The sequence below is a fragment of the Geodermatophilus ruber genome, assembly GCF_900114385.1.
Lineage (GTDB): Bacteria > Actinomycetota > Actinomycetes > Mycobacteriales > Geodermatophilaceae > Geodermatophilus > Geodermatophilus ruber.
Map to the genome: position 1 here is coordinate 51411 of NZ_FOSW01000010.1, position 20005 is coordinate 71415.

The following is a 20005-nucleotide window of genomic DNA, read 5'->3' on the forward strand; positions in this document are numbered from 1 at the left end:
AGCTGGTTCAAGGTGCTTCCCGGCCTGCGGACCGCATCACTGCGCCGAGCGCGCCTGCCGGCGGTCGCCTGTTCATTGAGCGGCCTTGCAGAGCACCCTGACATCACAGCCTCGGCAGACTATTCCGGGCTTGGGTGTGAACTGCCGCTGGCGCAGACCATGCAGCACCGTGGCCACCTTCTGTTCGGCCGTGTCGATGGCAGGTGACCCAACGTCGACCGCGTCGCGGGCGCCGCGCTTGAGATCGTGCACGTAGGCCCCTCGCACATCGAGACCCTCGCGGCGGCCCGCGTCGGCGTATACCTGAAGCTGCAGGTCGTGAGCGCCGGCGTCCCCGGTGGACGTCTTGTAGTCGACGATGGCCAGGCCGGTCGTCACGCCGCCCTCCTGGTCGAGGATGACGTCCGCCCGCCCGGAGATCACCGCATCGCTGAGGTGCAGCTCGAACGGACGCTCCGTCATCCACACGCGGTGCAGGTCCGACGCGTTGTCGGCGATGTAGCCGTTCACCAGCCGTCGGGCGGCGTCCTTCATCTCCCGGTGCGCCACCTTGTTGGCGGCCGGCAAGAAGAGCTCCTCGTCGAGGATGCGGTCAACGTCCGCGGGGTCGGGGGCGCGGCCCGTGGCCTTCGTGTGTTCGGCGATCGTCCGCATGACGTGGTGCACGGCCTTGCCATAGCCGAGTTCCGGAGCCAGTGTCGGCTGGAAGCCGAGCACGGTGCGCAGCCGGTAGGCCAGTCCGCACAGGTCGTAGGCCGCCAGCTCGCTAAAGGTGACCTGCAGCAGGGCGGCGCCCTCCGTTGCGGCTGACGTCAGCGTGGGCACGCTGAGCGGTGCGGTCGTGAGGTGGCTGGTCGGGATCTCGTCCCAGTACGGGGACGCCCTCGTGCTCTTGACGTTCACGCGCTCGTGGCGCGACAACGACAGCCAGTCCCGCGCCCGGGTCATCGCCACGTAGAACAGTCGCCGCTCGTCGGCGTCCGAACCCTCGTACCGGTCGGCGTCGAAGAGGCCGCGGTCGATCAGCCAGGACCGGGCCTTGCCGGTGCGGCGCGAGGGGAAGCGGTTCTTCGTCAGCGAGGGGACGAAGACAACCGGCCATTCGAGGCCCTTGGCGCTGTGCACCGTGGTGAGGTCGACGGCGTCGGTGTCGACGTCCGGCTCGCCGTCGAAGCCCTCGTACTCGCCGTTGGCGTAGTTGGTGATGTGGATGGCGAGGTTCTTGTAGTACCAGAGGCCGCGGTCCTGGCCGCCGACCTGCTCGCCAGGAGCTGCGTCGTCCGGACGTGCCCGCCGGCGGACAGACTCGTAGTCGGCGAGCAGGGTCGTGAAGCGGGCAAGCGTGCCGAGCCGGGTGATGGCGTAGGGGTCGTCGTGGTTCCAGTGCTTGCAGCCGAGCACGTCGACCAGCTCGTAGAAGTCGCGAACGAGGTCGACCCGTCGGGTCTCCTGGTGCACCGCGCCCTTCCACTGTCGAAGAAGACTCCGCACCTGTGCGCCGATCGGCTTCGGAAGCGTAAAGGCCATCGCGTAGTCGGCAACCAGGCTGTCTTCGGTGATTGCCTGCGACTGGACGCCCCAGCCTGCAGGCCGGTAGTCGTGGTCGACCAGCCAGCAGTAGGTCATACCGAGCACTTCGGCTTCGGGCCGGTCGAAGAGGCCGGTGCGGCCGGCCGGCTGGACGGGGACCCGGGCGTCTTCGAGGGCCTGTAGCAGAGCGGGATAGCTCGTCCGGCTGCGGACCAGGATTGCGATGTCGCGGTAGGCGAGGCCGTTGTCGTGCAGGCGGCGGATGGCCTCGGCGATCTCGGCGGCCTCGTCTTCCTCCATGTCCTCGACCCACTTGACGAGCTCGACACCGCCGGCCGGTCGGGTGGCCGTCATGACCTTCGACAGCCGGCCCGCGATCGACTGAGCGAACGCGTCGGCCGTGCTCACGATCGTCGGCCGGCTGCGCCGGTTGGCGGTGATCGAGAAGGTGGCGACGTCGTCGTAGCGCTGTGCAAACGAGGTGATGTTGCCGACGTCCGATCCTCGCCAGCCGTAGATGGCCTGGTCGTCGTCACCGACGACGACCAGGTTGACGCCGGGCCCGGTGAGCCGCTCGATCAGCGCCTCTTGGGCCGGGTTAACGTCCTGGTACTCGTCGACGATCAGGTGTCGTAGGTCTGCGAGCACCGTGTCGCGGACTGTCGGTCGGTCAAGCTCCGCAACGGCGCGGGCGATCTGCTGGCCGTAGGTCAGCAGCCGGTATTTTTCGAGCGAGGCGTAGTAGCGCTCGAGCACGCTGCGAAACGGGTCATCGAGCTGGTCCGGGCGCAGGAGCTCGTTCTCGACGACGTCGAGGTTTTCCAGGAACGTGCGGATCGACTTGAAGAGCGTGCCCTCGAGGTCCTTGATTTGAAGACGCGTGGCTTCGCGGACGAGGAAGGCTGTCAGCTGGTTCTCGTCTAGAACGTCGAAGGTCTCGTAGCGAGGGACGTGTGTCTGAAGGAGCCGGAAGCAGTAGGCGTGGATGGTGCCGACGTAGAGACCGCCGAGCTGGTCAAGTGCCTGCGGGCCGAGACGTTCGGCTACGCGGGCGCTGATGCGCTCCTTCAGTGAGGCCGCCGCGCGCTCGGTGAACGTGAAGGCGACGATGCTGCGCGCTGGCACGCCCTCAGCCAGTAGGGCGGCCACTCGCTGAGAGACAACCTCCGTCTTACCGGATCCCGCACTCGCGATGATTTGAATGTGCGAGCCGCGGTGCTGAACAGCTGCTAGCGCTTGACCCTGCAAGATCGGCGTCAACATAGAGCTCCCTTTCCCCGATAGCCAGTCTCTCTCGTCGTCCGCTCGATGTGCAGAGATCCGTCGTGATTTGGCCAAAAAGGGCCAGTTGTGTCTGGAGTGCGACTGGCCACAGCTGGGACTGGTGGGACGCAAGAGGCGAGCGAGCAGATCGAGCCACGCCGGTTTCGCATGAGCCCTTTTGTCGGTGCGCCATGGCATGGTCCGCTCAGCGGTACGGAGAGCGGGGGACAGATGAGCGGGATTGTAGTGGTGGACCAGCCTGTCGAGGACCGGGTGGTTGTCTGGCACGTCAGCGTTGGCGACGGCTTGGAGTCGACCATGGCGGGCGCCTGGGTGCTGCCTGCAAATGATGAGCGCATTGACGGGCTCTTTGTCGGCCGGCTGTTGGTGACTACAGATGCGGCGGCCCACCGCTTCGGCGTGGGGGCGGATCCGGCAGCGCTCGCCGCGGCCATCCAGAAGCAGGTAGATCTGCTCGATGCGGCCTTCGCTGGACACCTCGCCACACTGCCGTCGTCCCGTCGGCAGCTCGTCCGACCGAGATGGCCCCGAATCCCTGCCACGTCTACTGAGGCAGTTGCCGGGGACCCGGTTGCCTCGACGACGTTGACGCTGGCGCGCTGGGTGTCCGACTTGTTGGTCGCATGGAGCGAAGTCGAGAAGCTGCGGCTTGCGCGCTCGTTCCTCGTGACGCCTGGCGGAGACGAGGCGCGGGCTTACCCGCCCGACTGGCCGGGTGACGCGGCAGGCGCGACGACGGGTGCGGCGGCATGAGCGTCGCCGTCGTCGACCTGGAAACCACCGGCGTGTACCCGAGTGTCGACCGCGTCGTGGAGATCGGTGTTGTCCTGCTGGACGAAGCCGGTGGCGTGGAGCACGAGTTCTGCACCGTCGTCGACCCGGGCCGGGACGTCGGCGCCACTTCGATCCACGGCATCCGTGCGTCGGACGTCGTCGGTGCGCCCACGTTCACCGAGGTGGCGCCCTACCTGGCTGCGTTGCTGTCCGGCCGGGTGGTCGTCGCACACAATGCGTTGTTCGACCTGCGCTTCCTTGCCCGTGAGTTCGGCCGTGCTGGTCTGCCGATCGAGCTATCACCCGCGCTGTGCACCATGCGGCTCGCCGCGTTCTTCGATCGTTCGATGCGCTCGCTGGCGTCCGTCTGCGAAGCGCTGTCTATCGCGCACGACCACGCGCACGCGGCACTTGAGGACGCCCGCGTGACCGCGATGGCCCTCTGCCGCCTGCGCGAGCTGCTCGGTGACGAGGCGCTGACCGATGCCGCTCTGGCGGTGGACTTCGATGTCGACGGCAGCTACGTGCGGTCCGGGGGCGTATCCACACGGGAGTGGGCAGCTCTGCTCGCCGAGGTGTCGGTGAGCCGACGACCGTCCATGGATCCCTGTCGCAGCGTGACCCGCTCCCGAGCGGCGGCGGCCCGTTCGGAGCGAGACGACTACCTGCCTAATCTCGTTTCGGCCTTGCCTGACCTGGCGACTGCTCCGCCGACCATGGCGCCGTACCTCGCGGTGCTCGACCAGGTCCTCGAAGACCGCCTGGTGAGCGTCAGCGAAGCCGATCAACTCATCATGCTGGCCGGGGAGCTCGGCTGCGGGCCGGGCCACGTCGAGGCCGCCCATCGGTTGTACCTCGATGCCCTGGCTACCGTCGCGCTTGCCGACGACGTGGTCACCGAAGCCGAGCGTCGCGACCTCGACCGGGTCGCCGTTCTGCTGGGGATGCGACCGGACGACGTCGACACAGCCCTGACCATGGTTCGATCCGGTGCGCGGGTGTCACTTCCGCGCGGTGCGCAGGGCCTCTCGTCCGGCAACACGATCGTTTTCACCGGAGAGATGTCCCGCCCGCGGTCAGCGTTCGTGGACGCCGCCCGCGCCGCCGGCCTAGAGCCGATGAATGCGGTTTCGGGCAAGACCGATGTGCTCGTGTGCGCTGACCCCGAGTCGCAATCAGGGAAGGCGCGAAAGGCTCGCGCGCTCGGGGTGCGGGTGATCGGCGAAGCGGCGTTCTGGGAGTCCGTCGGCCGTCTCGGCTGACTGCTGAAGGGGAGTAGATCAGCGTGTCCACGAGCACGGGGGACGACGGCCTGCACGAGCGGCTCTCCCAGCGGATAGACCAGTCCACGCTTTCCGAGGCGGCCAAACTCCTGGTCCTCAGCGCTTTCTGGGGCGACGAGGAGTTTCGGGCGGCTCTCGACGGGGCGGTCCACGGTGATGTTGCCGCGGTTGGCACGGTTGAGCCGGCCGACGTCCCAAAGACCTACCTGACGGCGGTTACCGTCACCGGCTTCCGCGGTATTGGACCGCAAACGACCCTCGCGCTGCGGCCCGGACCCGGCCTCACCCTCGTGGTTGGCCGGAACGGATCAGGCAAGTCGAGCTTCGCCGAGGCCGCCGAGATCGCCTTGACCGGCACTAACGCGCGCTGGCGGGACCGCTCGTCGGTGTGGCGGGAGGGCTGGCGCAACCTGCATCGCGGCGGCGCGCAGCCGTCGGTGGAAGTGGAACTGCAGGTGGACGGCGAGCCGGGCGCGACCCGGGTGGCCCGGGAATGGGACGGAGAGGACGTCGACGTCTCCCGCGTGTGGGCCCAGCGACACGGGGCGCGCCGGGAGTACGGCGAGCTCGGCTGGGCTGATGCCCTGACTGCCTACCGACCCTTCCTCTCCTACTCCGAGTTGGGCTCCGTGCTCGGCCGCCCGTCCGATCTTTACGACGCGCTCTTCCGCATCCTCGGGCTGCAGAAGGTGTCTGACGCGCAAGAGCGACTGCACCGCGCCTTCACCGATCTGGAGAACCGGCGCAAGGAGTGCGCGGCCGAAGGCAAGGAGTTGTTGGCGGCGTTGCGCGCTGCCGACGACGACCGTGCCCTGCGAGCGGCCGAGGCGCTCGGCGGACAGGCGCCCGACCTCAATGTCGTGGCCGACGTGCTCCGAGGCGAACAGGCGCCGACCGGCAATTCGGCCGTTCTCAGGGCATGGACCGATCTCATCGCTCCGGACCCTGCCGCGGCCCTGCGTGCGGCCGAGGAGCTCGAGGCGGCCGCCGGTGCTGTCCAGGAGCTGTCCGGCGGTGACAGTGACCAGGCGCGGCGTCTGGTCGCGCTGCTCGAGCAGGCGGTCGACCATGCCGATCACGCCGCGAGTGCCGACTGCCCGGTGTGCAGTGCGCCTGGGCGGATCGATGCCACGTGGCGGGCCGCTACCGAGAAGCAGCTGGCGCGGTTGCGTCAGGAAGCCGAAGCTGCTGACCGGGCTCATGCTGCGCTTCGCGGAGCCCGGGCTGCACTCCACCCGCTTGCGGTCTCGCTGCCGGCCGTGTTGCGCGAGGTGGCACCACCCGACATCGACGGGGCTGCCCTGCACGCACGCTGGACCGCCTGGACGGCGGCCATTCGAACCGATGACCCGGCGACCGCGATCGCCGCTCTGCGGGATGACACCACAGCCCTTGCAGAGCTGATCAGCGCGGCCTCAGCGGCGGCCGGTGCGGAACTTCGGCGGCGCCAGGACGCCTGGCAGCCCCTGGCGGAGCGGTTGAGCGCGCACTTGCCGAGGGCCCGCGACGTGTCCGCGCAGTCGCAGGTTCGCGCAGACGTGAAGTCCGCCCGCGACTGGCTGAAGGGCCAGGCTGACGACCTCCGCGACGAGGGCCTGCGGCCGATCGCTGACCAAGCCGCCGATGTCTGGCGGCAGCTGCGTCAGGAAAGCAACGTCGACCTGGGGCCCGTTCGGCTGGAGGGCACGAAGACCAGGCGACGGGTTGAGCTCGACGTCACTGTCGACGGCGATGCGGGGGCGGCGCTCGGGGTGATGAGCCAAGGAGAGCTGCACGCCCTCGGCCTCGCGCTCTTCCTGCCGCGAGCGATGCTCGACCAGAGCCCGTTCCGCTTTGTTGTGATCGACGATCCCGTGCAGGCCATGGACCCGTCGAAGGTTGATGGACTCGCCCGCGTGCTCGCCGGGGCCGCGCGCACCCACCAGGTCGTCGTCTTCACCCACGACGACCGCCTTCCCGACGCCGTCCGCAGGCTTCAGCTACCCGCGACCATTTGGGAGGTCGTCCGTCGGGAACGCAGCGTTGTCGAGCTGATGCAGTCCGACCACCCCGTCACCCGCTACCTCGATGATGCCCGGGCGGTCGCCCGGACCGAGAGTCTCAACGACGCGGCGAAAAAACGGGTGGTCGCCGGCTTCTGTCGCAGTGCGCTAGAGGCGGCGTGTCACGACGTTGTGCGGAGGCGGCGTCTCGGGAGGGGCGACCGGCACTCCGACGTGGAGGGGGCGCTGGTCCGCGCGACCACGCTGACGGCCGTCACCGCCCTCGCACTCTTCGACGACGCAGGACGGGGCGGTGAGGTGCTGGCGCGCTACAACAGGCGCCTGGGCTCGTGGGCGGGGGACGTGCATCAGGCATGCAACAAGGGCGTGCACGGAGGGCCAGCTTTCGACGCGGTTGACCTGGTGGAGAAAACACAAAAGGTGGCCGATTTCCTTCGTGCCATCGATCCGAACGCGGCCACCCCGTGACCGAATCGGAGAATCTCCTTACCCAGGCCGACTTTCTTCTCCTCGCCGGCGGCGCGGACGCCCGCGGCTGGTGGCCGCGAACTGTCGCCTTCCTCATCCGGGCCGCTCTGGAGCTGGAACTCCAAGCCTTCTGGGACTGCACCGCGCCGGGCACGGGAGAGGCATCGATGAGGGCGCAGCTGCTTGTGCTCGCGATGTCCTCACCGCCCGGGGCTGAGACGGCGCGGGATGTCGCGGCGACCTGGCACGCGCTGAGTCGGGCCTGTCACCACCACCCCTACGAGCTGGCACCGACGGCTGCCGAACTTCGGACGTGGCACACCGCGGTGACCGGGCTTAGCGAAGCACTGCAGCTGAACGACACAGTGGCGCAAGGGGAAGCAGCGTCGTGAGGGCGATGACGGGGAGAGCGTCATGAGGTTTCGCCTCAACGGCGTCGACCATGATCTGGAGGTCGACGGGGTAAGGAACGCCTTGAGGGGTGGCGCGCCGGATGGCATTCAGGACCACTGGGTAGAGGTAGACGGGATCCGCTGGCCCCCGAAACACGCACTCTCCGTCGCCGCGGGCATCGATCGCGGAGACTTCACCTCCCGTATGGCATTGCGGCAATTTCAGCGACTTGGTTTCCCAACTAGCCAATGGAGTGGTGGTCCGGGCAGATCGCGCCCCACCTCATCACCGCATGAGCGCAGCCCAACGGGGTTGTCCAAACGCACGACACCGACTCGCTTGCACGTCGATGCAGCCGACTCCGCGGCGGCGTTCGCGATGCTGGTGGGGTTCCTGTCCTCCGGGCTGACTGAGTGCATAAGTCAGGCGGAAGCGGCCCTCGACGGAGCGGACGGAGTAGAAGCTGCCGCGATCGTCGAGCGCTTCGGGATGACCGAGGAGCTGTTGGCGTCAGCGCTTCTCGTCCGTCAACAAGCGGGGCGGCTAAACGACGTAGTGCACGCGACGACGATCGTCCAACTCCTGCCTACCCTGCTCGAGCCTGGGGAGTGCGTCCGAGTCCGGCCGTCGCTCGGCGCGGGCAACGACTCCAGTAGGCCATTTGATTTGGAGACTGACCGACGAATCGCCGAGTTCAAGCTTTCCTTTTGGAAGGGCGCCGACGCCATGCGAATGCGCGGTGTCTTCGCTGACCTCGTCCATCTGGCGATGGATGACTCGGGCCGCCGGGCTCAGCTCTTCGTCGTCGGCGCTCGGCCGATCCACTTTCTCCGAACGGGCTCGTCGTCAGCGGAGTGGGCACTCGGTCGTTCCTCGCCGCGGCTCCGGGCGCGGTTCGCTGAGCACTTCGGCGATCCATCGATCGCAGTCCGGGACTTTTCAAACGGCCCGGCGTCGCACGTGGAGCTGATTGACCTGACGCGACTGGTGCCGGTACTCGCTGACGACGTGCACGACTGATGGGGTGACGAGGACGGTCCTCGTTGCGCACTCCGACATGAGAGGGAATGACGTTGCCTGCTGAGGGCATCTTCTTGCGGTCCGGTGACGGCCTCGCCGTCTTGAAGCAGACCGCCTATGACTCCGAGGCAATCCTGCAGACCGCACTGGCTCAGTACCCGGAGTTCATCGCCGGCCCAACCACGACCGGCGATGACGAGGCACGCTTGCTCCTGATTCGGCGGGAGATGCAGGTGCCAGGCGGCCAGGAAAAGCAGGGAGCATTCAGTCTCGACCATCTCTTCGTCGACGCCGAGGGCGTCCCGGTGCTCGTAGAAGTCAAGCGCTCATCTGACACTCGGATACGTCGTGAAGTGGTCGGCCAGATGCTCGACTACGCCGCCAACGCTGTGAAGTACTGGCCTCTAGCGTCGCTGCAGCAGTCCCTTGCGCAGACGGCGGCGGAGAGGAACGCCTCGCCCGAAGAATTGATTGAAGAGCTACACCCTGGCGTTGACCCGGACGAGTTCTGGCGCACCGTCGAGACGAACCTCAAGGCCGGCCGGGTCCGCCTGGTCTTCGTTGCTGACAAGCTGCCCGAGGAACTCGAGCGGATCATCGAGTTCCTTAACGAGCAGATGAATCCAGCGGAAGTTCTTGGCGTCGAGCTGCAGCAGTTCACCGGCAGTCAGCACACCGTCTACGTTCCCCGTCTCGTTGGGCGGACGAGCGGCGCGGTCATGACCAAGTCGGGCGGTGCCGCATCGGGGCGGCAGTGGCACTACGAATCCTTTTTTGCGGCGGCCGAGGGACGATGCTCGCCGGCCGAGGTCGCGTTGATGCGCCGGCTCGTTGACGACGTCGAATCCCGGGGTCAGCGCATCAATTGGGGGCGTGGTATCACCCCCGGACTGAGCGGCTGGTATCGCATCGATGATCGACCGGCGGGTGTTTGGAGCATCAACGCAAACAACGAGAGCCCGTCAACCCGTGCGTACCTCGTCCTGTACTTCGCCGACCTGCTTCCGCGGCTGGGCGTCGAGCGCATCGAGAAGGCGGCGCGGCGACTGGAGGAAATCCCACCCCTCATGCAGAAGATCCAGGACGCCCGGCATAGCGGATGGAAGAAATACCCGTCCCTGTATCTGGCAGACGTGGCCGGGGACCAGCACAAGGAGCAGGTGCTCGTCGATGCAATTGGTGAACTCCTGGCCGAAGCATGACTGCTCCCGTTACCCGACGGCAATCAACGGCAGCACGTCGACCAGCGTTGGCGCAGAGAGGCTCGCTGCCTCTGGTTCACTCCCGGTCAGCGGTTCTCAAACCGGTGAGCGACTCCCCGAGCAGTTCTTCGGGCGACGTCGGTCGCACACCCGTAGCCTTGCCCTCCATCCATGCGACGACGTCGAGCACTCGAAGGGCCGACACCTCGCGGCCGAGGCCCGCCCGCCCTCGCAGCTCGATAAGACGCTCGTATAGCCCATCGGAACGCAGCACCTGGCGCAACGGCTCCCAATGGAAGTTCCCGATGCCGCACACCTTCGCCACGACCGAGTCATAGATTGGGAACAGTCGCGGACGCTTACGGGCAAGGAGCTTGGTGCCGATTGTTCGGCCGACGCCATAAAGGCCGAGGATTGCTCGGTACAACTCCGAGCCCGGCTGGTCTTCCGTAACGGGCTCCGCCTGATCGGCGAGGTCGCGATCAGGGCCGACTGACCTCAGCAGCGCCGTGAACTCGTCCGCTCGAGTGTCGAGTAGTTCGCGTGCAGCCATCGGCGGCACGACGACGGACAGGAAGCTGACAGCGACTAGGTCGTCTGCGGTGATCCGTTCGGGATCGCTGCCCGCTGAGGCCCAGGTGTCGAAGTAAGCACCCGTGTACGGCTGGCCGTAGTAGATCTGCAGATAGCGAAGCGCTTGACCGAGATCGCTGCGGGCAAGGCAGTCCGGCAGTCGAATGTTCATATCCGCCTCTCTGTCCCGCCCCGGGTTCAGTGGAGGCTCGGAACTAACGCGGCTACGGTAGCCGCCGCAGGGTTGTGCCGATAGAAGACGTCCTCGTGCTCGGCCGGTGGAACGGGGCCGATCTCGCCGTGCAGGCGTCGGTGGTTGAACCAGTCGATGTACTCGGCCACGGCGATCTCGAGGTCGTCGATGCCCTTCCAGGGGCCCTTGTTGCGGACCAATTCCGCCTTGAACAGCGAGTTGAAGGCTTCGGCCAGCGCGTTGTCGTAGGAGTCGCCGGTGGTCCCATCGGAGGCGACCGCGCCGGCCTCGGAGAGGCGCTGGGTGTAGCGCACGGCGACGTACTGAACGCCCTTATCCGAGTGGCGAATTAGCCCGCCGAGGTCGCGACCGGCTCGCCGTCGGGTCCAGATGCTCATCTCCAGCGCGTCAAGGGCCAGGTCGGTGCGCAACGAGCGGGACAGCTGCCAGCCGACCACCCGGCGGGAGTAGACGTCGATGACGAAGGCGGCGTAGACCAGCCGGCGAAGGTGCGGCAGTAGGTGATGTCGGCAACCCACAGCTGGTCCGGGGCGGTGGCGGTGAACGCGCGATCGACCAGGTCCGGGCGGGTATCCGGGCCGGTGCCGGGCACGGTGGTTCGCGGTCTCTTCGCCCGCGTGATGCCGCGCAGCCCGGCCGCGCGCATCAGTCGCTCGACGGTGCAGCGGGCCACCGGATGGCCCTGCCGGCGTACTTCGGCATGCACCTTGCGGGCGCCGTAGACCCCGTAGTTCTCGGCATGCACCTTCTCGATCACCGCGGTGGTCGCCACGTCGGTAACCGACCGCGCCGAGGGCAGCCGGGTTCGGTGCGCGTAGTAGGTGCTCTGGGCGATCTTCGCGCCGGCCTCGGTGAGGACGCGGCAGATCGGCTCGACCCCGTGTTCGAGCTTGTGCTGATCGATGTAGGCGACGATTAGCGAGACGGGCGGTCGAGCTCCGCCGCGAAGAAATCCGATGCGTTCTTCAAGTTCGCGTTTGCTCGACGCGGCTCCCGGTTCTCCCGCTCCAGTTCGGCCAGCCGGGTGGCGTCACGGTCGTGGTGCTCGGCCGGTGACCCTCGTCGATCTCGGCGTGGATGACGCAGTTGCCCAGCGTCTCAGCGTTGATGCCCAGCTGCTCGCCGATCCGCCGCAACGCTCCCGACCGAGTCGCCGGGTCACGCCGGGCCTCGACCGCCAGCCGGGTCGCCCGCTCCCGCAGCTCATCGGTCCTCGGTGCCACCATGCCTCTCATCCTCACGTGGATTGAGAGACTCCATCAGACCCGGGGCGGGACACCAGCGGTGCTTGTCGCGCCGATCCGACTCGAACCGGTGACCTAAAGGTCGAGTCGGTCACGATTGTCGTGACTAGATGGCAAGCTCCAGTGACCCGGCGCAACAAGTGGCCGAGACGTCCCGACAGGAGCTCGCATGCCTGCCCCGATCAGCCCTGCGCTGTGTGTCGACGATGACCGCAGACGGTGGAGTGAAAGCTCTACTGGGCAGGGGGCGGGGATTCGGTGACCCAGGTTCTCCCGCGGGTCACCGGGGACCCGAGTGAACACCCCGACATGCCGTACGAGCAGGCCTACATCTCGCGGGCCTACCAGCTCCTCGACCGCGGGCTGGCGACCGCGGAGCACACGTACAACACGTACGACGAGCTGAACCGCTCGACCGCGTCGGCCCTCAAGCGGTCGCTCGAGATCCTCAAGAACGCCCGAGGCGCAGGCCAACTCGTCGTCGGGCGGATGGACCGTGACGGCGAGACGCTCTACGTCGGGGTCCGTCGCGTCCACGACGAGCACAAGGACCTGGTCGTGGCCAGCTGGCACGCGCCCGCAGTCGTCCCCTACTACGAGGCGACGCCTCAGGACCCGCAGGGCATCGAACTCAAGCGGGTCTTCGTCGAAGAAGACCGCGTCCTCAAGTCCGTGGTCGATGAGATCGTCAGCCGCGCGGCAGCGGACGTCACCGATCCGGACGCCACGGCGCCGTCCTCGGTCAGCGACGCACTCCTCAACGAGCTCGACCGGTCCCGTGACGGGGCTATGCGTGAGGTCGTCGCGACCATCCAGAGCGAGCAGTTCCGCATCATCCGTGCCGAGCGCGACGTCGTCCTGGTCGTCCAGGGCGGCCCCGGCACCGGCAAGACCGTCGTCGGTCTGCACCGGGCCGCCTACCTGGCGTTCAACGACGAGAAGCTCCGCCGCGAGGGCATGCTCGTCGTCGCTCCGAACCAGGCGTTCCTCAGCTACATCAGCGGCGTGCTGCCCTCGCTCGACGCGTCGGACATCCTGCAGATCGACCTCGCCAGCCTCTACACCGGTGAGGCCGGCGTCGTTGCCACAGAGGATGTCGACGTCGCGAGAATCAAGGGCAGCGCGGCCATGGTCACCGTTCTGCGTCGTGCGCTGCAGGCGCGCACAGGATGGGGCAGCGGGAACCTCGAGTTCTCACTCGGCGGTGCACGGACCACTCTGCCGGGTAGCCGCATCCAAGAGCTCATCGCTGACGTCGAGCGCCGCAACCTGCCGCACAACCGCGCACGTGAGGTCCTCCGCCAGTCACTCTCGGCTGCCGCCTATGAGGCATACCGCACCGCCCAGAACGCCGCCGGACGAGCAGTGATCGCCACCGAGTCGTCCATTCGGCGGCTGTCCACCTTCACCAACGCGCTCGACCGGATGTGGCCCTCGTTTACGCCGGAGGACCTGCTGCGCAGCCTGTACGGCACCCAGTCCTGGCTGGTGTATGTCACAGAGGGCGTCCTGTCGGCGGACGAGCGTGCACTCCTGTATCGGGAGCCACGCGAGAACATCTCCGAGGAGCCCTGGACCGTCAGCGACCTGTTCTGCCTCGATGAGCTGGCTCACCGACTCAACGGCGAGCTCCGTACCTACGGCCACATCGTCGTCGACGAGGCTCAGGACCTCTCACCGATGCAGGCGCGTGCTCTCGCCCGGCGGTGTCCTTCCGGCTCGTTCACCGTCCTCGGCGACCTGGCGCAGGCCACCGGACCCTGGGTGCGGGACAGCTGGGACGAGCTGACCGACCACCTCGCCTCCACCGAGGTCCGCGTCGAGACACTGAGCATCGGATACCGAGTGCCCGGTCCGGTCCTCGACCTCGCCGCCCGGCTCCTCCCCCTGATCTCACCGGGATTGACCGCTCCGCGCTCGGTGCGACAAGGCGCCGGCGAGCCCTCGGTGCATCTGGATGACGTCGTCCCCGACGTGGACAGGGCGATCGAGCTGGCGGCCGAGGACGTACGGGCGGGCCTGACCACCGCGCTGATCGTCCCCGACGACCGCTACGACGAGTGCGTCCGGCGCTGCAGGTCGGCCGGTCTGAGCGTGGGGGACGGGCGCGACGGCGACTTCGCCTCCGACCTCACTGTCGTCCCGGCCACCGCTGCCAAGGGCCTCGAGTTCGACTCGGTCGTCCTCCTGCGACCCACCCAGGTGGTCGGTGCGTCCATCGACGGGCGCCGGGTCCTGTACGTGGCGATGACCCGGTGCACCCAGCAGCTGCGTCTCGTCGAGGAGGACCAGCTCCCCGAGGGACTTCGGCACCTCCTACCGCCCACCGAGGCGGACGACGAGCTCGACGTCCTGGAGTGGGACCAGGCCCCGGACGCCGAACTGGACCGCATCATCCGCCTCTTGGCCGAGCTCTCCCCGGAGGACCTGGAGCTTGTCGGCTCCCTGGTTCGACGGTTGTCGTCGAAGGACGGAAACCACCAGCGTGACTGACAAGCACAACGCCACCGTCGGGCAGTCCGACGGACCCGAACTGTCGGATCAGCAGGCAGCCAAGTTGAAGCGCCAGCTCGATCTGTGGCGACGGGACCTCGTCGCGCTGGACCGCCGGCAGCGGCTTCTGTACTTCAAGCACACGCGCTCCGCCTCGCTGGAGATCGCCTCGCCGGCGGTCGAACAGGTGCTCGTGCTGGTCGACGGGGGGCGTTCTCCTGTCGAGCCGCGACCAGAGGTGGAGGGCGTGGGTCGCCCCGAGCCGGGCCGATCACCCGAGCCGATCGTCGTCGCCAATAAGTCGGCGAAGGACCTGCCGGCATCCCTGCGGCGGCTGGACCAGCACAGCCAGAACACCTACGCGGACAAGGGGTTCTGGACGCTCTACCTCGGTCTCGGCGTGCTGCAGTGGGTCGACCCCAGGGACGACAAGCCGGCCCACAGCCCGTTGCTGCTCGTCCCTGTACGACTCAAGCGGGAGGCAGCGCACGAGCCCTATGTCCTGGTGCGAACCGAGGACGAGGCCGTCGCCAACCCGGCTCTCGACCTCAAGCTGCAGCAGGACTTCGACCTCGAGCTGCCCGACCTCGACCCGGAGGCCTTCGACGTCGCCACCTACCTGGCGCAGGTCGAGAGGACCATCCGTGGGCGGGCAGGTTGGGAGATCCAGCCTCGGGTGGTCCTGACGACCTTCAGCTTCCACAAGGAGGCGATGTACCGGGACCTGCTCGAGCACGAGGAGCAGGTGCTCGCTCACCCGATGGTCCAGCTCGTCGCCCTAGGCCCGGACTCTCCAACGGCCGGGGGCTTCGCCTTCGATCCGGTGTCCGACGAGGAACTCGACCAGGTCCTCCCACCGGAGCAGCTGTTCAGCATTCTCGACGCCGACGGCAGCCAGCGGAAGTGTGTCCTCGCCGCCCGGGACGGCCGCAGCTTCGTCATGGACGGTCCGCCCGGCACCGGCAAGAGCCAGACGATCGCCAACATCATCGTGGAACTCATCGCCGCCGGCCGGACCGTTCTCTTCGTCAGCGAGAAGGCCGCCGCGCTGGACGTGGTCCGCAATCGACTGAGCGCAGCGGAGCTGAGCCCCTTCCTGCTCGAGCTGCACAGTCACGCCGCGACCCGCAAGCAGGTCGTCATGGAACTCGACAAGGCGCTCACCCAGAGCGTGACGGCGAGTCGGCAGTTCACCTCGGCGGATGAGAAGACCCTCTCGACCAGTCGCACGCAGCTGTCCGACTACGCCCGAGCGGTCAACGACGTGCGTCCCGGGCTGGGCCGGAGTCTCTTCGACGTCCTGGGGCGCTTGGCCTCGCTGGACGACGTCAGTGACTACGCCGGGCCGGTCGGCGAGAGCTGGGCGCGCCTCGACGCGGCGACCTTCAGCGAGATCCGCTCGCACGGGGAGCGCCTGGCGCGAGCCTGGCGACCGGTGTCGGAAGGTGACGCCTTCATGTGGCGGGACCTGGCCGACCCTGACGTCCAAGGCGCGGCCGTCGAACAGATGGGGCGCGTGGCGGCATCGGCTCACGCGGCAGTCGGCGCGCTGCGGGACCGGGCGACTGCGGTCGACGACGACCTCGGAAAGGCGTTCGGCCCATCGCTCGGCGACGTCGTCCGTCGCCGCGATCTGCTCGCGCACGTCGAACAGCGGCCTGCCGCGGTACTGGCCGGGTGGTTGACCGTTGATGACGATGCGTTCACCAGGCTCCGTGGTCGAGCGGTCGAGTTGCAGGACCTGACGACCGAGTACAAGTCGTTGGCCTCACGACTCTTGCGGAACGCCGGCCCTGACTGGCAGACGCTCGACGCGGACTTGGCAGACGTCGTCGCCGACCTGCTTCGTGCCGGCGAGCAGGGCTGGGCGCCGGCACGACACACGACGGCGACGACGCTGCGCGCACTGGTGAACTGGCTCGACGGTGCACCGTCGCGGCTGGCTGACATGCAGGAATCGAGCAAGCGACTCGCGGCGATGCTGGGGATGAGCTGGTCTGCACCCAGTGCCGCGGAGGCACAGCGCCTCGTGGGCCTGGCGCTCCTCGGTGAGGGAACAGCGCCGCCGGAGTCGTTCTGGCTGCACCCGTCGATCCAGGCTGCTCTTGACGAGTCCGCCAACGTCCTGGCGCAACTCGTCGTTGCTGTGCAGGAGCGCGAGCAGGCGCTCGCACAGACGTTCACCCGTGACGCGCTGCAACTGGATCTGGCCGCCCTGGATGTCAGGTTCCGCGAGACGCACAAGGGAATTCGCAAGTGGTCGAGTCAAGCCCGTGCCGACCGCAAGGCGCTCAGGGCCGTCACGACGTCCGGCAAGGTGGACGAGACCGTGCTGGCACGGCTCGGTGAAGCCGTTGCATGGCAGCGCGCCGAATGGTCCCTGAGTGCCGGAGAGCATGACCACGCGCCCCGGCTCGGCAGCTACTACCGCCGTACGCAGACCGACTTCGGTCGCGTGGCCCAGGCCATCAACGCGGCTCACGAGGCCGTTCGTCTCGCGGGAGAGGACCTCAACGCCCAGGCGCTGGCTCAGCAGCTCGCGCTCGGGGGGCAGCAGGACCCGGCGCTCAACACGGTCGGACACCGGCTCGACGGAGACCTGTCCCGTTGGTCGGAGGAAGCGGTTCTCCACCTCGGGGACTTCGCCGCCCAGTTGCAGGGGCGGACGTTCCTCGAGGTCGCCGAGTGGTGCATGGCCCTGGCCGAGCGACTGCGTCCCGGCCTGATCGCTGTCGAACACGTGGCACAGGTGACGAAGCGGGACATCACCGTCCACGAGTCCAAGGCCCTTCTCCGCGAGGCCGGCCGGGTGGCGGAGTGCAACGCGCGGATCTTCGAGGCCTTCGAGGAGGACGTCGCCCTCTTCGGATCGGCCTACGAGGCTGTGGAGACGGACTGGACGACGATCGCTCAAGCCCTCGACTGGACCGCCACTGCCCGTGGCTTGCTCGGCGGTGCGGTGCCGCCGGTCGTCGGCGAGCGCGTACTGGCCCCCACGCTGACCGCAGCCGATCTGTCGCAACGACTCCACGAGTGGTCCTCGGCCCGCGGCGCCCTGCTGGCCTACTTCCTCCCGGCGCGCGCCCAAGAGCTAGCGGAAGAGTTCGCCCACGACCTCGGGATGGCCCTCGATCTCACCGATGAACTCGTCGAGACCGCGGCTCGCGACATCGAGGAGTGGGGCGAGCACACCCGCGTCCGCGCATGGCTTGCCGACGAGGGCTTCAGCGACGTGCTCGGCCAGCTAGAGACCCGTCTGACGCCGGCGGACGACGTTCCGCGAGTGATCGAGCGGGCGGCCCTGCTTGCCTGGACCGACGCCACGGTCAAGGGCGATCCGGCCCTCCGGCGCTACCGCGCCGGTGACCGGGACGCCTTGGTCGCAGCCTTCCAGGACCTCGATCGTCGACTCGTCGCCGACGCTCACGGCGCGGTCGTCAACGCCTGCTCGGCGCGCCGCCCACGGAACGCGAACAGCAAGGCGGCGCAGATCATCCGACGAGAGGCGCAGAAGAAGTCGCGGCACAAGCCGGTGCGGTGGGTGCTCGGGGAAGCCGCGGCTGTCGTCCAGGAGCTCAAGCCCTGCTTCATGATGAGCCCGCTGTCGGTCTCCCAGTTCCTCCCGGGAGGCATGCGATTCGACGTCGTCATCTTCGACGAGGCCTCCCAGGTGCTGCCCTCTGACGCGGTCAACTGCATCTACCGGGGAAGCCAGCTGATCGTCGCCGGCGACCAGAAGCAGCTGCCGCCGACGAACTTCTTCGCCCAGTCCATGGACGACGACCTGGTCGCGGACGAGGAAGAGGAAGCCCCGGACAACTTCGAGTCGGTCCTGGACGTGTGTAAGGCTGCCGGCGCGCTGCCTTCCCTGCCGCTCCTGTGGCACTACCGGAGCAAGCACGAGGCACTGATCACTTATTCGAACTACAAGTTCTACGAAGGCGAGCTGCACACTTTCCCCGGGGCCACGTTCGAGGCGCCTGACTTGGGGGTTGAGGCCTTCTTCGTCAACGGCGTCTACCGACGGGGCGGAGGACGCGACAACGTCATTGAGGCGGAGAAGGTCGTCGACCGGCTACTCCACCACCGGACGGTGCACCCGGATCTGTCCATCGGCGTCGTCACGTTCAGCGCCGCTCAGGAGGACGCCATCCAGGCCGCCATCGAACGACGGGCGCTGGACGAGCCCCTTCTGAACGGACTCCTCAACGAGCACGACCGTCTCGACGGCTTCTTCGTCAAGAGCCTGGAAAACGTCCAGGGCGACGAGCGGGACATCATCCTGTTCAGCATCGGTTACGGCCCGGACGAGGCCGGGAAGTTCACGATGAACTTCGGCCCGCTTAACCGAGAGGGGGGATGGCGCCGCCTCAACGTCGCGATCACCCGTGCCCGGCGTCGGGTCGAGGTGATCTCCTCTTTCCGGGCCGGCCAGATCTCGGGGACCACGTCCAAGGGCGTTCTGCACCTGCAGGGCTACCTCGACTTCGCCGAGCGCGGCACGGCTGCACTGGCGCTCGACGTCGGCACGGATCATCGCGACGCCGAGAGCCCGTTCGAGGAAGACGTCATCCAGGTCATCCGGGAGCTCGGGTACACCCCCGTGCCACAGGTCGGTGTGGCCGGCTATCGCATCGACATAGGCATCCGCCATCCGGATCGGCCGGGGGAGTACGTCCTAGCAGTCGAGTGTGACGGTGCGGCCTACCACTCGGCGAAGGCCGCCCGAGACCGCGATCGCCTGCGCCAACAGGTGCTCGAGGGCCTGGGTTGGACGGTGCACCGGATCTGGGGGCTTAGCTGGGTCCGTGACCGGCGGGGGCAGATCGAGCGCTTGAGGCTCGCCATCGAGGCGGCCGTCACGGGCGGCAAGGTCCAATCGGCGGCCGTCGTGACACCGCGGAGGGCCAGCATCGTGGTCGAGGACGTGGACCTCGACGCCCCACCGGCGTGGGCGGTCCCGTATCAGCGTGGCGTGGCAACCCCGGACCGGTGCCCGTACGCGCCACAGTCGACCGAGGCTCGCCCCTACCTGCGGCGGTACTTCGAGCGGCTGATCGGCGTGGAAGCACCGGTGCACGAGGACCGACTCCTGGCAGCATTCCGTGAGGACTGGGGGGTGGGGCGGGTCGGCCACGTCATCAAGGACAACATCCGCGCCGCTCTGGCGCGGGCCACGAGCGGTGGCCTGGCCATCAAGCGCGATGACGCCGGCTTCTACCGCGTCGAGGATTCCCGGTTCGACAAGGTCCGGGTGCCCGTAGACGCCGACACCCTGCGTCCGGTCAGCCAGGTGCCTCCAGAGGAGATCGACGTCGCGGTCCGGGGCATTGTCGGCGACGCCCGCTTCATCGAGGACGAGATCGTGGCCCAGACAGTCGCCCGACTCTTCGGCTGGCGTCGTCAGGGACTGGACATCCAAGCCGCCGTCTACGGATCGATCTCACGGCTGCTGAACCAGGGCCGTCTGACGCGGACGGACGAAGGGCTGCTGCGACTTACCTGACTGACAGGTGTTCGGGCC

10 protein-coding genes, 1 pseudogene and 1 other annotated feature are annotated in these 20005 nt (G+C 67.8%); of the genes and pseudogenes, 8 read left to right on the forward strand and 3 right to left on the reverse strand.

Features of this window, described 5'->3' with window-relative positions; translation table 11 throughout:
- Positions 1 to 72: 72 nt before the first annotated feature.
- Positions 73 to 2991, reverse strand: coding sequence for an ATP-dependent helicase (locus BMZ50_RS16070; protein WP_342708049.1), 2919 nt, complete (start codon positions 2989 to 2991; stop codon positions 73 to 75).
- 51 nt (positions 2992 to 3042) lie between these two features.
- Between BMZ50_RS16070 and BMZ50_RS16075 the strand changes: the two genes are divergently transcribed.
- From BMZ50_RS16075 to BMZ50_RS16100, 6 genes are read left to right on the forward strand one after another with little or no spacing between them, the layout of a single operon-like run.
- Entirely contained in the window at positions 3043 to 3567 is a 525-nt protein-coding gene (locus BMZ50_RS16075) for a hypothetical protein (protein ID WP_143087198.1), read from the forward strand.
- Entirely contained in the window at positions 3564 to 4850 is a 1287-nt protein-coding gene (locus tag BMZ50_RS16080) for a 3'-5' exonuclease (RefSeq protein WP_091326512.1), read from the forward strand. Before BMZ50_RS16075 ends, BMZ50_RS16080 begins: the two co-directional genes overlap by 4 nt.
- 23 nt (positions 4851 to 4873) lie before the next feature.
- Positions 4874 to 7342, forward strand: coding sequence for an AAA family ATPase (locus BMZ50_RS16085; protein WP_177212830.1), 2469 nt, complete (start codon positions 4874 to 4876; stop codon positions 7340 to 7342).
- Entirely contained in the window at positions 7339 to 7734 is a 396-nt protein-coding gene (locus tag BMZ50_RS16090) for a hypothetical protein (protein ID WP_091326516.1), read from the forward strand. The genes BMZ50_RS16085 and BMZ50_RS16090 overlap by 4 nt, the downstream gene beginning before the upstream one ends.
- Positions 7735 to 7756: 22 nt before the next feature.
- Positions 7757 to 8755 carry a hypothetical protein gene (locus tag BMZ50_RS24555; RefSeq protein ID WP_218146293.1) on the forward strand — a complete coding sequence of 333 codons (999 nt, stop codon included), beginning with the start codon at positions 7757 to 7759 and terminating at the stop codon, positions 8753 to 8755.
- Positions 8756 to 8802: 47 nt separating this feature from the next.
- Positions 8803 to 9957, forward strand: a complete 1155-nt coding sequence (locus BMZ50_RS16100) for a PDDEXK family nuclease (protein WP_091326518.1) — start codon at positions 8803 to 8805, stop codon at positions 9955 to 9957.
- A 76-nt stretch (positions 9958 to 10033) separates the two neighbouring features.
- Here BMZ50_RS16100 and BMZ50_RS16105 read toward each other — a convergent pair whose 3' ends face one another.
- Positions 10034 to 10702, reverse strand: coding sequence for a DUF6308 family protein (locus tag BMZ50_RS16105; protein WP_177212831.1), 669 nt, complete (start codon positions 10700 to 10702; stop codon positions 10034 to 10036).
- A 26-nt stretch (positions 10703 to 10728) separates the two neighbouring features.
- Positions 10729 to 11979, reverse strand: a pseudogene (locus tag BMZ50_RS16110) (IS3 family transposase).
- Positions 11571 to 11699, reverse strand: a sequence feature (AL1L pseudoknot). (Overlaps the previous pseudogene by 129 nt.)
- 267 nt (positions 11980 to 12246) lie before the next feature.
- Here BMZ50_RS16110 and BMZ50_RS23775 point away from each other — a divergent pair.
- On the forward strand, positions 12247 to 14481 hold the full coding sequence (locus BMZ50_RS23775) for a HelD family protein (protein WP_143087199.1): 2235 nt from the start codon (positions 12247 to 12249) through the stop codon (positions 14479 to 14481).
- Positions 14474 to 19987, forward strand: coding sequence for a DUF4011 domain-containing protein (locus BMZ50_RS16125; RefSeq protein ID WP_177212832.1), 5514 nt, complete (start codon positions 14474 to 14476; stop codon positions 19985 to 19987). Before BMZ50_RS23775 ends, BMZ50_RS16125 begins: the two co-directional genes overlap by 8 nt.
- The last annotated feature ends 18 nt before the right edge of the window (positions 19988 to 20005 follow it).